Source organism: Alteromonas aestuariivivens (genome assembly GCF_003367475.1).
GTDB lineage: Bacteria > Pseudomonadota > Gammaproteobacteria > Enterobacterales > Alteromonadaceae > Alteromonas > Alteromonas aestuariivivens.
The window spans coordinates 521,414-535,074 of sequence record NZ_QRHA01000001.1 but is presented as its reverse complement, the minus strand read 5'-3'; the positions used below and the strand labels follow the sequence as shown (position 1 = coordinate 535,074).

Below are 13,661 nucleotides of genomic sequence, written 5' to 3'. Positions count from 1 at the left end.
ATCTCAATCAGCCTTTTTCTGTTCGATAATGATCAAACTGGCGTACAACCAGATAACGACAGACAGCACGAAATAGCCCACATCGTTAAGCGCCAGAACCCCTTTAGCCATTGCCTCAAAGTGTGTCAGGAAGCTGAAGGAGGCAACGGTATCGATGAGTAAATTCCCTGCCCAGGGCTGCAATGCATCCACCACCATGGAAGAACCACTCAGCACAAACAGGAAACACACAACCACGGCCAGAATAAAGGCCACCACCTGGTTTTTGGTCAGTGCCGACATACACATGCTGATGGCAAGAAAGGCTCCGGCCATCAGCCAGCTGCCCACATACGCCGCCACAATGATGCCATGGTCCGGATTGCCAAGATAATTGACCGTCAGCCACAATGGGAAAGTCAGCACCAGCGCCAGCCCCAATACCGCCCAGGCGGCAAGAAACTTGCCCAGCACCGCTTCCCAGATGCTGATTGGCAGGGTCATCAATAATTCAATGCTGCCGGACCTGCGCTCTTCCGACCAGGTGCGCATGGCAATCGCAGGTACCAGGAACAGGTAAAGCCAGGGGTGAAAATTGAAAAATGGCAACAGGTCAGCCTGGCCACGATCGTAAAGATTGCCGATGAAGAAGCTGAAAACACCACTCAACATCAGAAATATTGCAATAAACACATACGCCACCGGAGTAGCAAAAAAGCTGGAAAACTCCCGCTTGGCTATGATCCACACATTTCTCATGCCGCTGCCTCCTCGGTAGTGATACTGCGGAATACTTCGTCCAGGCGCCCCTGCTCCACAAACAGTGAGTCCACCGGCAGTTTGCGATGCTGCACATAGTCGGTAACCGGGCCAAGAATGAACTGGCCGGATTCCGGGAACAGGGTCACTTCGCCGCTGACTCTGTCCACTTCCATGTCGGCAACCCCTTCAATTTCGGCCAGCCCGGAAATGTCGGCGGCGTAACTCAGCTTCATGGTCACTGCATGATAATAGCGGGAGCGTTGCTGAAGTGCCTGCGGTGTGTCGTCAAATTTAAGTTTACCGCTGGCGATGATCATCACCCGGTTGCACACTGCGGTAACCTCTTCGAGTATATGAGTCGAGATGATTACTATCTTGTCCCGTGAGAGAGCCTGGATAAGACGGCGAACCTGATGTTTCTGATTGGGGTCCAAGCCGTCAGTGGGTTCATCCAGAATCAGGATCTTGGGGTCATGAATTATGGCCTGAGCCAGCCCAACGCGGCGTTTGAAGCCTTTGGAAAGGTTCTCTATCGGGCGATTGAGCACCGATTGCAACTCCACTTTCTCAATGACTTCTTTCAGACGTTCCCGGCGTACGTCGCCTTTCAGCTCCCGCACTTCGGCAATAAAATTGAGGTAGCCGAATACTGTCATGTCGCCATAGGCTGGGGCACCTTCAGGCAGGTAGCCAATCGATTTCTGAATCATTTTTTGATTTGAATCTAACGACTGGCCGTCAAATTCGATAGTACCACCCGTAGGCGTTAAAAAGCCTGTAAGCATTTTCATGGTGGTGGATTTACCCGCCCCGTTCGGGCCGAGAAAGCCGACTATGTCACCGGACTGGATTTCAAAACTGAGGTCATCCACTGCGGTGAACTGGTCAAACATTTTGGAGAGATTTTTTACGCAGATCATAAGCGTCCTAATACGATCATGTTGTTGTTTAATTCCAATGCAATACCAGAAAAAACGTTGCCCCTAAGGGGCCACACTCAGTTATAGTGACATAGTGAAAAAATTCAATCACCTAAATGCGCCCAAATGGCCGGTTGAGTAAGACAGGGAGCAGTCAACCGCCCGCCATAGAAACAGGACTTGCCAGTACGCTATGCCCGATACCAATTTTGCCATAACACCAATTGGCAATATCACCACCCCGTTCAGACAGAAATTCGCCATTCCCCGCCAGCCGAACCTGGCCAGCGCCAAAGGCACTGTCCGTTTTGCGCCGCAATTTAACGACGCAAACTGCCTGAAAGGCCTCGAGGGCTACAGCCATCTGTGGCTGTTGTTTGTGTTTCACGCCACCGTCGAGCGGGGCTGGAAGCCCACCGTAAAAGCACCGCGGCTGGGCGGTAACGCCACTTTGGGGGTTTTTGCCAGCCGCAGCACCCACCGGCCCAATGGGATTGGCATGTCTGTAGTACGCAACCTGGGCCACCAAATGAACCGGGGGAAGCTTGAGCTGCTGGTTGAGGGGGTTGACCTGCTTGATGGTACCCCCATCGTCGACATCAAACCCTATATCCACTACGCCGACGCCCTGCCCCACGCCACGGACGCGCTGGAAGACTACGCCCCACTGCCCAATCGGGCGGTAGAAATTGCCTCCACAGCCAAGGCAGATTTGGCAGTACTGGCGCGCCGCTATCCAGACCTTCCGGCGCTATTGGAAAAGGTGTTGCAGCAGGACCCCCGCCCGGCCTATCGCCAGTTTGACGACAACGATGACAAGGAGTACCGGGTGGCACTCTATGATGTGGATATTGCCTGGAAGGTGCAGGAAGGCCGGATCCTGGTCACAGGCTTTTCCCCCTTCCCCAACAACTGACTATTAGTGCTTTGTTGCCTTTGGGGTTACTGCTAGAATACGCGGGTTTTAATTTTTGACCCCTGATAAGGAAGATAAGCCGTAATGCGCACTAGCCAATATCTACTGTCGACGCAGAAAGAAACCCCATCTGACGCGGAAGTCATCAGCCACCAGTTGATGCTTCGTGCCGGCATGATCCGTAAACTGGCGTCGGGCTTGTATACCTGGTTACCCAGCGGCCTGCGGGTACTGAACAAAATTGCCGATATAGTGCGCGACGAAATGAACAAAGCCGGGGCAATTGAGGTTTTGATGCCTGTGGTACAGCCCGCCGATCTGTGGGAAGAATCCGGGCGCTGGGAAGAATACGGCCCGGAACTGCTGCGCATTAAAGACCGCCACCAGCGCGACTTCGTACTGGGCCCCACTCACGAGGAAGTGATTACTGCGCTGGTACGCAATGAAATCAGCAGCTACAAGCAGTTGCCGTTGAACCTGTACCAAATCCAGACAAAATTCCGCGACGAAGTGCGCCCCCGCTTTGGCATAATGCGCGGCCGCGAATTCACCATGAAGGACGCCTACAGCTTCCACATGGACAGCGACTGCCTGGATAAAACCTATCAGGCCATGTACAAAGCCTACAGCAACATTTTTACCCGCCTGGGGCTGGATTTCCGTGCAGTCATTGCCGACTCTGGCGCCATTGGTGGCAGTGTGTCGCATGAATTCCACGTTCTGGCCGCTTCCGGTGAAGATGACATCGCATTCTCCAGCGGTTCCGACTACGCCGCCAACGTTGAAATGGCCGAAGCTATTGCTCCAGAGCAGACCGCAGTAGCATCCGGTCAGCCAGCGAGTGAGAAAGCCGCCACGCAGCAGTCTCTCGAAGCCTTCTGTGAAGAAAACGGTGTTTCCCTAGCCCAAGCACTGAAACTGGTAATGGTAAAGGCGCACAGCGAAGACGAGCAGAACAGCGACAACTGGGTGGTACTGGCACTGCGTGCGGATCACACCCTCAACGAAGTCAAAGCCGAAAAACTGCCCGGCATTGCCAGCCCGTTACAGATTGCCAGCGAAGACACGGCCGCCGCGTTACTGAACTGCCCGCTGGCGTTTGCCAACCCGCTGGCACTGGAGCTGCCGCTGGTGGTGGATCACAGCGCAGCGGCGCTGGTGGATTTTGTCTGCGGTGCCGGCAAAGCTGATACCCTGCTAACCAATGCCAACTGGACGGACAAACCCGAATCCGCCGATATTCGCAATGTCGTAGCCGGTGACCCCTCTCCGGATGGCAATGGGGTGCTGGACATCAAACGCGGAATTGAAGTGGGGCATATTTTCCAGCTCGGCGACAAATACTCCAAAGCCATGAACTGTGGCGTACTGAGCGAGTCGGGCAAGCACCAGACTCTGACCATGGGTTGCTACGGCATTGGTGTGTCACGCATTGTTGCCGCCGCCATTGAACAGAATCACGACAAATACGGCATTATCTGGCCGGATCCGATCGCACCTTTTAAGGTAGCCCTCATCCCCATGAACATGCACAAATCCCAGCGCATCATGGAAGCGGCTGAGCGAATTTACGCTACTCTGACCGCCCAGGGCGTTGAAGTGTTGTTTGACGATCGCAAAGAGCGCCCGGGTGTGATGTTTAATGACATGGAATTAATTGGTATACCTCACAGTATTGTTATCGGTGAGAGAAATCTGGACAATCAACAGGTCGAATACAAAAACCGCCGCAGCGGTGAAAAACAATTGCTGGATATTGAAGCAGTCAGCGACTTTATCGCGTCTTTATAATTACACTGCATCCAGACCCTGTTGAAGTTTACGGAGGACACATGCAGTTAACCTTTTATGGCGTTCGTGGTTCCATTCCCACTCCCGGAGCCGATTTTGTCCGCTATGGAGGCAATACCGCCTGTGTCCATATCTGTCTGAGTGACGGTACCGACATCATCCTTGATGCCGGTACCGGTATCCGCCTTCTGGGCAACCAGTTAATCAAGAAACAGACCCCCATCCATTTACTGCTGACCCACAACCACTGGGATCACATTCAGGGCTTTCCGTTTTTTGCGCCTATATACCAAAAAGACCGGCCCATTATCATTACACCCGGGCAAACCTCTTTGCCCGAGTATGATCAAATCATCAAACAGATGCAGGGTTCGGTATTTCCGGTTCCATCCTCGGCACTGACATCAAACATCGAACTCAACGTCCTGCCCGAATCCCAGGACAGCTGGCAGGTGGGCAGCGCGACCATTTCACGTTTACCAATGAACCACCCGGGTAAAGGCAGTGCATACTGCATTCGCGACGGCAAGCGCAAAATCGCGTACATGACGGACAACGAACTCTACCCTCCGTACAAGAAGGAAACCGACTTTCTGACCTTTGTGGAGTTTGCCCGTGACGCCGATCTGATCATTCATGACGCCCAGTATATGCTCGCTGACATGCCAACCAAATCCGGCTGGGGGCATTCGGTCGCCGAAGAAGCGGTCAAGCTGGCTATGGCCTGCAATGCCAAGCAACTAGCCCTCTACAGCCACGACCCGGAACGCACCGACGATGACATCGACGCCATCGTTGAGCATTGCAATGAGTACATAGAAATTGCAGAATCAGAACTAACCCTTTTTGCCGCAGCCGAAGGACAAACGCTGCAATTCTGATTTCAGGAACCCCCATTGAACAAACTCCATGTGACTTTCCTCGGGCTTTCAGTATTGCTATGCCCGCTCCTGCTCTGTGCGCAGACGACCTCCGGTAAGGAAGATAATGATACACTTGAACCCATTCCGGCACCTCGTACTTCCGGTATGTTGTCGTCCCGCTACGAGTCTGAAAACAGCTCTGCGATTAACCCCTTTGCCTTAACTCAGTATCAGCCCAACTACCTGTTGCCCATCAGCTATGTGACCAACCCCAACTCCATCGGCAATGCGGCGCTGACACCAGACAATGTGGATAACCAGGAAGCCAAATTTCAGCTTAGTGTAAAACTGCCACTGTATTTAAACCATCAAAGCGCCAACGGTGTGTATTTTGGTTTTACCCTGACTTCCTTCTGGCAACTGTATAACAGCGAAGTGTCCAAACCTTTCCGCGAAACCAATTATCAGCCAGAACTGTTCTATTATCGGCGTGCCGACATTTCCTTTTTGGGCCATGAGTTCAATTCTGTGCAGCTGGGCTTCAATCACATGTCGAATGGCCAGAGCGGAGAACGTTCGCGAAGCTGGAACCGCCTTTTTGGCTCCATGGTATTCAGCGACGAAGACAGCCTGTATTACCTCAAAGCCTGGTACCGCATACCGGAAGACGAGAAAACCACCCCGGACGATCCAACTGGCGACGACAACCCGGACATTTCCGATTATTACGGTCGGGCAGAGTTCGGCTACGGCACCCGGTTTGGCGATGTCAAAATGATTGCGCTGCTGCGCAATAACATGGATTTTGAATCCAACCGTGGCAGCATTGAACTCAATTTCAGCTACCCCATTTCCCCACGTTATGAGCTGCTGCTTCAGTATTTCAACGGCTACGGCGACTCATTGATTGATTATAACCGCTCGCAGGAGCGCATTGGCCTGGGCGTACAGATGGTGTTTCTATAACTAACTGTTCCTAAGAGGGAGACATGGGACTAAAAAGAGTTAAATGGCAAGACCCGCCGCCAGAAACAACTGCATATGCACCTGCACCAGCGCGTCAATGTCCCGCTGATACCCGCCGCCAATGACACAGGCTGTTGACAGTCTTTTGCCCCGACAGGCGGCCAGCACCATGTCATCTCTCGCCCTTACCCCCTTAGTCGTGACCGCCAGTAACCCCAGATCATCATCCTGGTGTATATCCACGCCAGCGTCGTATATCACCGCGTCCGGTGCGTAGTGGCGAAACGCAAGATGCAAGGCTTCATCAAGGGTATTCAGATACTGTTCATCGTCTGTGTCTTTAGGCAACGGAAAATCCATATCGGAAACCTGTTTACGATGGGGGAAATTTTTTTCACCGTGGAGGGAAAGGGTAGCAATAGCGGGGTTGTCGCGGCACAAATAGGCGGTACCATCGCCCTGGTGCACATCACAGTCGATGATCAGCACTCGCTCGACACCTGGCTCAGCAAGCATTTCATGTGCCGCCAGATACAAATCGTTAAACAGGCAAAAGCCAGAACCATAATTATCAAACGCGTGGTGGTAACCACCGGTTAGGTTGAGCGCCAAACCCTGTTTTACTGCAAGTTGGGCAGTAAGACAGGTGCCTCCCACCGCCGTAAGACTTCGTTTGATGAGTTGCTCAGACCACGGAAAGCCAATACGGCGCATAGCCTTGGGGTCCAGTGTGCCCTGCAGGAGACTGCTTACATAGCTGGAACAAAAGTGCGTGTTCAGTTGCGCTGGCAAAATGGGGTTTGGCCGCACAAACTGACTGTCGGGTACGCCAAGCTTTTCCAGCTGGTCCCGGATTCCCTGATATTTTTCAATCGGAAACCGGTGCCTGGGCGGCAAAGGCAACTGACTATAAATAGGATGGAAAACCAGCGGTGGATTGACAGTCATAGCGTTCCCGATGTATCAGCCTTACTTTGAAACCTTTTCAGGTCATAAACATGATCCGACAATCAGGCCTAGCTGTCGGATCATTGCAGCAAGTGTGTCAACCGGGTACTAGCGGGTCAAGGACTTCACCACTCTTTCAACATTGCCTGCCATGTCCTGCATCGACATAGCTAAATCATTTCGACTGGAAAGTTCATGGTAACGTTCAGCAGATTCAATCACTTCTCGCGTCAACGACTCCACTGTGGACAAAATCGATTCCTGCTGATCAGCGGCCTGATTCAGCGCCACAACCACAGCAGCAGTTTCCTTGATGTCCTCGACAACACGATTCAGTACCTCCAGCGCCTGACTGGCTTCGGTGGCATTCTCTTCAGACAGCGCCTTGCCAGTCTGCATTACCTTTACCGCGTCTCTGGCTTCCTGCTCAAAGCTGGAAAGGATGTTATTGATTTCTTTGGTTGATTGTTGCGTTTTGGCCGCCAAAGCCCTGACTTCATCAGCAACGACTGCAAAGCCGCGCCCGTGTTCTCCGGCTCTTGCTGCTTCGATGGCCGCATTTAGCGCCAGTAGATTGGTTTGGTCGGCAATCTCATTAATCACATTGACCACTTTTAAAATGTTGGCACTGCGGCTTTGCAATTCGGTGACAATATCCGCCGACTCGGTAACCGTAGTAGCCAATTGTCTGAAGCCCCGGTTAGCCTGTTCAAATGTTTGGTAGCAGGTCGCTACGTTACTTTCTGAACTAGTTGTCGCGGCCCCAACCTGATCAGTTATAGCTACCAGACTCTGAACAATCTCGCGCAGCTTATCTGTGCTGGAATCCAGTGACCGAGACGTATTGCGTTGTTCAAGCGCACCGTGTTCAATAGACTGGCTGACTTCGTTGAGACGCCCCACCGACGCATTCATATCCCGCTCGGCTTTTTGCAAAACTTCCACGGTACTTTGCAGTTTGCCCTGCAACGCACGGGCTGAATCGGCCAGTTCTCCCAACTGATGATGGCTGCTGTAATGCAAAGGCCTATCGTAGCGATTATCCGCAAGCGCACCAATGCAAGCGGTAATTTGCCTCACGGGCTCAATCACCTGACGACGAAGTAGAATAACGACAAAAACGATACTGGCAATTGACAGGCTGATGGAGGCCAGCAGTAACAGCCAAAGAGTTTTTCGGGTTCCATCACGCAATGAGGAAAACGCCTGGGATGACTGCTCTGCTATCATTTCAGCCACCGAGCTCAATAACCTGGCAGGTTCACGGTCAATTCCCTTCACAAAGGCATCGCCAACCTTAGGGTCGAATTTTGAATCGACATAAGCCCGATAACCTTCTCGGTACTTATCCGCCATCAACTTGTGTGCCTGCCTGAATTCAGTCATCAGGGATTTCGCTTCGTCGCTGACCATGGGGTTTGCCGATAACCTATCCAGGGACAGGCCTATTTTGGCTTCCTGCTGTTGAAACCGTTTCCAGTATTTTTCACGCGCCTCTTCGTCATAGCCACGCAGCAGAACGTTCTTCCATTCCTGAACCTGGGTCTTAAAATCGCTGAGTGTTTCGTTTACATCGCGTTCAGCTTGTACCAAGGTATTTTTAAGTTCATCAAAGTGACTCAGCAGAGAAAAGGATTTGTAGATAGACAACGCATTCAAAACAATCAGAAGGGTAAACGCAGCAAGCACGGGGGTTATGACCAGCTTGCCGATACTGTTAAATTTCACTGTACGACACCTCAGCAAATACATCTTAAGACGGCAATTAAACACGTTTACTGTGAAAGTGCAATGACAACAGGGTATAGGGTTTCACACATAGCCCAGCCCCTTATACTGATCAGATCAGAATTCAAAACCTTCAAGCACCACTTTGCCGCACGCCTTACCCGATTCGAGTATTGTGTGAGCCTTAATCAGGCCCGGAATACTGATTGCGCCGAGGTGCTGGCCAAGGGTAGTTTTGATTGCACCTTGTTCAACTAGATCAGCAACCCGCGAGAGCAGGTTATGCTGTTCCTGCATGTCGTCAGTGTTAAACAACGGGCGGGTATACATGAATTCCCAGTGCAGTGACAGACTCTTGCGTTTCATCAGACCGATGTCCAGCGCGCCCGGATCATCAATCAGGGCCAGCTTACCCTGGGGTTTCAGAGCGTTGACACAGGCAGTAAAGTGTTTGTCAGTATGAGTCAGGCTGGCAACGTAATCTACCTCTGCGATATCCAGCTTTGCCAGTTCCTCGTCCAATGGCTTAGCATGATCAATCACATGGTGGGCGCCCAGCTGTTCAACCCATTCACGGGTTTGCGGGCGGGATGCGGTGCCAATCACGGTTAACCCGGTAAGCTGACGGGCCAGCTGAACCAGTATCGACCCCACCCCACCTGCAGCACCAATAACCAGCAATTTGCCGTCACTACCGGGACTCACCCCCAGCCGACTGAATAATAACTCCCAAGCAGTAATCGCGGTCAGCGGCAAAGACGCCGCTTCGGCATCCGACAGGGATTGAGGAGCTGGTCCCACTATTCGTTCATCCACCAGGTGCAATTCGGCATTGGTTCCCTGGCGGGAAATATCGCCAGCGTAAAATACCCGGTCACCGGGTTTGAATAAGCTCACTTCACTGCCAACCTGCTCTACAATGCCCACTGCGTCCCAGCCCAGAATTTTAAAACTTCCCGGCTCGGCACTCACGTTACGGCGTATTTTGGTATCCACCGGGTTGACGGATAATGCCTTTACCCGCACCAGCAAGTCCCGGCCTTTAGGGACAGGATCTGGCAATTCCATAACATTAAACGAATCTGCCGATAGTTCTGGTGTTGCCTGCTGATATCCAATTGCGCGCATAAAAAGTTTTCCGGTTATATTTGGGTAGCGTCCCAGAGCGCTGAATAACTTCTGCTTACTACCCAGTGAATGAAAACACTATAATGGCACACCCGCATCATTTACCAAAAAAGAGCTGGCCCTATTATGCTCAAATTACTTTCCTTATTGATGGCACTGAGCATCTGTGCAGGTGCATTGGCAACAGAGACAACGACGCAACTGCCATTGACCTGTGAAGACTTCGATTGGGGCGATGTCGAAACCCTGGTTCAGCCCTATCTGGACGATGACGTGTATGTGGCACTGGTGATGCAAAGCCAAAGTTCTGAATACCACACATCGGCCGCCGCTCAGCAGGTCCTTAACGAAGAAACTCTGCCAGAACCAATAATACGTCTGCTGACTGCCCTAGTTGATGCCAGGTGCTGACTTATTTTTTTGTACAAAAAAACCCAGCATGTCAGCTGGGTTTTCTCTGATGACGCCAGGAGCTATTCCCACTCAATGGTCGCCGGGGGTTTACCGGAGATGTCATACACTACCCGGGAAATGCCGTCGATTTCATTGATAATTCGGTTAGACACCTTGCCCAAAAAGTCATAAGGCAGGTGTGCCCAGTGTGCGGTCATAAAGTCGATGGTTTCCACTGCCCGCAGTGACACAACCCAGTCGTACTTACGGGCATCGCCCATTACGCCTACCGAACGAACCGGCAAAAACACCGTAAAGGCTTGACTGACTTTGTGATACAGGTCAGCGTTGTGCAGTTCTTCGATAAAAATGGCATCGGCCCGGCGCAGCAGATCGCAATAGTCCTTCTTGATCTCGCCCAATACCCGAACGCCCAGACCCGGCCCCGGGAATGGGTGGCGATAGAGCATGTCATAAGGCAAGCCCAGTTCCAGGCCAATCTTACGCACTTCGTCTTTAAACAATTCACGCAGTGGCTCTACCAGACCCATTTTCATGTCTTCCGGAAGACCGCCCACGTTGTGGTGCGACTTGATCACATGGGCCTTACCGGTTGCAGAGCCAGCAGACTCAATCACATCCGGATAGATGGTGCCCTGAGCCAGCCATTTGGCACTGGTAAGCTTATTGGACTCTTCGTCAAAAACTTTGACAAACTCATTGCCGATTATTTTGCGTTTGACTTCCGGATCCTCATGACCTTTAAGTGCGGCCAGGAATCGCTCTTCGGCATCCACCTTAATGATATTCAGACCAAAATGGTCACCAAACATATCCATTACCTGCTGACCTTCGTTCAGGCGCAGCAAACCGTTGTCAACAAACACGCAGGTCAACTTAGGGCCAATGGCTCGGTGCAACAGCATGGCGGTTACCGAAGAGTCTACCCCACCGGATAACCCCAGGATCACCTCATCACTGCCCACCTGCTTTTTGATGCGCTCTACGGCGTCCTCGATGATGGCGCCCGGTGTCCACAGTTTTTCACAGCCACAGATTTCCTGCACAAACTGGGAAAGGATCCGCATGCCCTGGCGGGTATGGGTGACCTCCGGGTGGAACTGAACACCGTAGAACTGTTTGTCTGTATTCTGCATTGCCGCATGCGGGCACGAAGGAGTCTGGGCAACGGTTTCAAACCCGGCAGGAATCGGCATGACCTTATCACCGTGGCTCATCCACACATCCAGATAGGCGTTACCGTTGTCGCCAATGTGATCTTCAATGTTGGCGGTCAGAGGGCTGGGCTTGACAATTTCAACCTGGGCATAACCAAACTCACGTTTGTCTGAACCCTGCACGCTGCCACCAAGCTGTTCAGCCATGGTTTGCATGCCATAGCACACACCCAGCACCGGCACACCAGCCTCGAAGACATACTGAGGCGCCCGGGGTGAGCCCGCTTCGGTCACCGACTCCGGACCACCTGAAAGAATGATCCCTTTCGGATTGAACTCGCGGATTTGCTCTTCGCTGACATCCCAGGCCCAAAGCTCGCAGTATACGCCAATTTCCCTTACCCGACGGGCGATAAGCTGGGTGTACTGTGAACCAAAATCCAGGATCAGAATACGGTGGTCATGTATGTTTGTGGTCATGTTTTTACCTAAGTATTAAAAAACACAAAGGCTGGTGAATAACCAGCCTGTTGGGGAATGTTGCTACGCGGGTTTTACCCTAAACGGTAATTTGGCGCCTCTTTGGTGATGCTGATATCATGCACGTGAGACTCACCCATACCGGCCGAAGTTACCCGTACAAATTTTGCCTGGGTACGTAAATCATCAATGGTCGGGCATCCGGTTAACCCCATCGCAGAGCGCAGGCCACCCATCTGCTGATGGATAATATTGGCAATTGGGCCTTTGTAGGCAACCCGCCCCTCAATGCCCTCGGGTACCAGCTTCTCGGCATTATTCGGGTCCTGGAAATAACGGTCGGAAGAACCATGGCTCTGATTCATCGCCCCCAGAGATCCCATTCCTCGGTAGGATTTGTAATAGCGGCCCTGGTAAAGTTCCACTTCACCGGGTGCTTCTTCGGTACCGGCCAGCATGCTGCCTACCATCACACAGCTTGCACCTGCGGCCAGGGCTTTGGCGATGTCGCCCGAGAAGCGAATACCGCCGTCTGCAATCACCGGAATTCCTGTGCCTTCCAGCGCTTCAACTGCATCAGCAACGGCGGTAATTTGCGGTACGCCGCAGCCGGTTACAATACGGGTTGTACAGATGGAACCCGGACCAATTCCCACCTTAACTGCATCCACGCCTGCTTCGGCCAGGGCTTTAGCACCGTCACCGGTAGCCACGTTACCAGCAATTAACTGCAGCTCAGGGTATTTTTCACGAACACCTTTAACCCGATTAATAACCCCTTGAGAGTGACCATGGGACGTGTCAATCAGCAAAACATCCACACCGGCTTCAACCAGCAAGTCGATTCGCTCATCGGTACCCGGGCCTACCCCCACGGCAGCACCCACCCGCAAACGGCCCAATGAATCCTTACAGGCGTTCGGCTTGCTTTCCGCTTTCTGGAAATCTTTTACGGTAATTAACCCTGTGAGTTTGAATGCGTCGTCCACCACCAGAATTTTTTCAATCCTGTGTTCATGCATCAGATTCAGGACCTGCTCAGAATTTGCCCCTTCCTTGACGGTGACCAGGTTTTCTTTATGGGTCATAACTTTTTTGATTGGCAGGTCGTGACGATTTTCAAAACGCATATCACGGCCGGTTACAATACCAATCAGGTTGTTGTCTTTGTCGGTGACCGGGAAGCCTGAATAGCCCAGCTTTTGGCTTAACGCCAAAACTTCGCCGATGGTGGCATCTTCGAACACAGTAACCGGATCGGAAACCACACCACTTTCGTATTTCTTTACTTCACGAACATGCTTGGCCTGCATTTCAGGAGTCATATTCTTGTGAATGAACCCCATGCCCCCTTCCTGCGCCAATGCAATGGCCAGACGGGCTTCAGATACCGTATCCATTGCTGCGGATACCATAGGAATATTCAGGGTCACACCACGGGTAAGACGAGTCTGCAGATTAGCAGTATGAGGAAGCACCGTTGAGTGGCCGGGAACCAGCAACACATCATCGAATGTAAGGGCTTCTTGGATGATTCTGAGCATGCAACAACACCTATTAGTCGGGGGGTTAATTGCGGCGCAATTGTAGTGTTTTTTAATAATCAGGT

Annotated in this window: 12 protein-coding genes; 5 read left to right on the top strand and 7 right to left on the bottom strand. The window is 52.0% G+C overall.

Annotated features, from left to right (window positions below):
• Nucleotides 1–3: 3 nt before the first annotated feature.
• Together DXV75_RS02225 and DXV75_RS02220 are read right to left on the bottom strand one after the other, a co-directional pair.
• Nucleotides 4–738, bottom strand: a complete 735-nt coding sequence (locus tag DXV75_RS02225; protein ID WP_115591583.1) for an ABC transporter permease subunit — start codon at nucleotides 736–738, stop codon at nucleotides 4–6.
• The gene (locus DXV75_RS02220) at nucleotides 735–1,661 is read right to left on the bottom strand and encodes an ABC transporter ATP-binding protein (RefSeq protein ID WP_115591582.1); all 927 of its coding nucleotides are present in this window, start codon (nucleotides 1,659–1,661) and stop codon (nucleotides 735–737) included. The genes DXV75_RS02225 and DXV75_RS02220 overlap by 4 nt, the downstream gene beginning before the upstream one ends.
• A 193-nt stretch (nucleotides 1,662–1,854) precedes the next feature.
• Between DXV75_RS02220 and tsaA the strand changes: the two genes are divergently transcribed.
• The 4 genes from tsaA to DXV75_RS02200 all read left to right on the top strand — a co-directional run bounded on the left by tsaA (nucleotide 1,855) and on the right by DXV75_RS02200 (nucleotide 6,197).
• Nucleotides 1,855–2,577 carry a tRNA (N6-threonylcarbamoyladenosine(37)-N6)-methyltransferase TrmO gene (gene tsaA, locus DXV75_RS02215; protein WP_115591581.1) on the top strand — a complete coding sequence of 241 codons (723 nt, stop codon included), beginning with the start codon at nucleotides 1,855–1,857 and terminating at the stop codon, nucleotides 2,575–2,577.
• 84 nt (nucleotides 2,578–2,661) lie between these two features.
• Nucleotides 2,662–4,368: a proline--tRNA ligase gene (locus DXV75_RS02210; protein WP_115591580.1), complete on the top strand. Its 1,707-nt coding sequence runs from the start codon at nucleotides 2,662–2,664 to the stop codon at nucleotides 4,366–4,368.
• 41 nt (nucleotides 4,369–4,409) lie between these two features.
• Nucleotides 4,410–5,249, top strand: a complete 840-nt coding sequence (locus DXV75_RS02205) for an MBL fold metallo-hydrolase (RefSeq protein WP_115591579.1) — start codon at nucleotides 4,410–4,412, stop codon at nucleotides 5,247–5,249.
• 15 nt (nucleotides 5,250–5,264) lie between these two features.
• Complete coding sequence (locus DXV75_RS02200; protein ID WP_245953088.1) at nucleotides 5,265–6,197, top strand: phospholipase A; 933 nt, start codon at nucleotides 5,265–5,267, stop codon at nucleotides 6,195–6,197.
• Between the two features lie 39 nt (nucleotides 6,198–6,236).
• Here the strand turns inward: DXV75_RS02200 and DXV75_RS02195 are convergent, their stop codons facing one another.
• The 3 genes from DXV75_RS02195 to DXV75_RS02185 all read right to left on the bottom strand — a co-directional run bounded on the left by DXV75_RS02195 (nucleotide 6,237) and on the right by DXV75_RS02185 (nucleotide 10,001).
• Nucleotides 6,237–7,145: a histone deacetylase family protein gene (locus DXV75_RS02195; protein ID WP_115591578.1), complete on the bottom strand. Its 909-nt coding sequence runs from the start codon at nucleotides 7,143–7,145 to the stop codon at nucleotides 6,237–6,239.
• Nucleotides 7,146–7,253: 108 nt separating this feature from the next.
• Complete coding sequence (locus DXV75_RS02190) at nucleotides 7,254–8,873, bottom strand: methyl-accepting chemotaxis protein (RefSeq protein ID WP_245953087.1); 1,620 nt, start codon at nucleotides 8,871–8,873, stop codon at nucleotides 7,254–7,256.
• A 117-nt stretch (nucleotides 8,874–8,990) separates the two neighbouring features.
• Nucleotides 8,991–10,001: a zinc-binding alcohol dehydrogenase family protein gene (locus DXV75_RS02185; RefSeq protein ID WP_115591576.1), complete on the bottom strand. Its 1,011-nt coding sequence runs from the start codon at nucleotides 9,999–10,001 to the stop codon at nucleotides 8,991–8,993.
• A gap of 126 nt (nucleotides 10,002–10,127) precedes the next feature.
• Here DXV75_RS02185 and DXV75_RS02180 point away from each other — a divergent pair, with 126 nt between their 5' ends.
• Complete coding sequence (locus tag DXV75_RS02180) at nucleotides 10,128–10,412, top strand: hypothetical protein (protein WP_115591575.1); 285 nt, start codon at nucleotides 10,128–10,130, stop codon at nucleotides 10,410–10,412.
• A 62-nt stretch (nucleotides 10,413–10,474) separates the two neighbouring features.
• On the opposite strand, the gene guaA is transcribed toward DXV75_RS02180, so the two are convergent.
• Both guaA and guaB read right to left on the bottom strand, forming a co-directional pair.
• Nucleotides 10,475–12,052 carry a glutamine-hydrolyzing GMP synthase gene (gene guaA, locus DXV75_RS02175; protein WP_115591574.1) on the bottom strand — a complete coding sequence of 526 codons (1,578 nt, stop codon included), beginning with the start codon at nucleotides 12,050–12,052 and terminating at the stop codon, nucleotides 10,475–10,477.
• Between the two features lie 74 nt (nucleotides 12,053–12,126).
• Complete coding sequence (gene guaB / locus DXV75_RS02170) at nucleotides 12,127–13,596, bottom strand: IMP dehydrogenase (protein WP_115591573.1); 1,470 nt, start codon at nucleotides 13,594–13,596, stop codon at nucleotides 12,127–12,129.
• Nucleotides 13,597–13,661 lie beyond the last annotated feature (65 nt).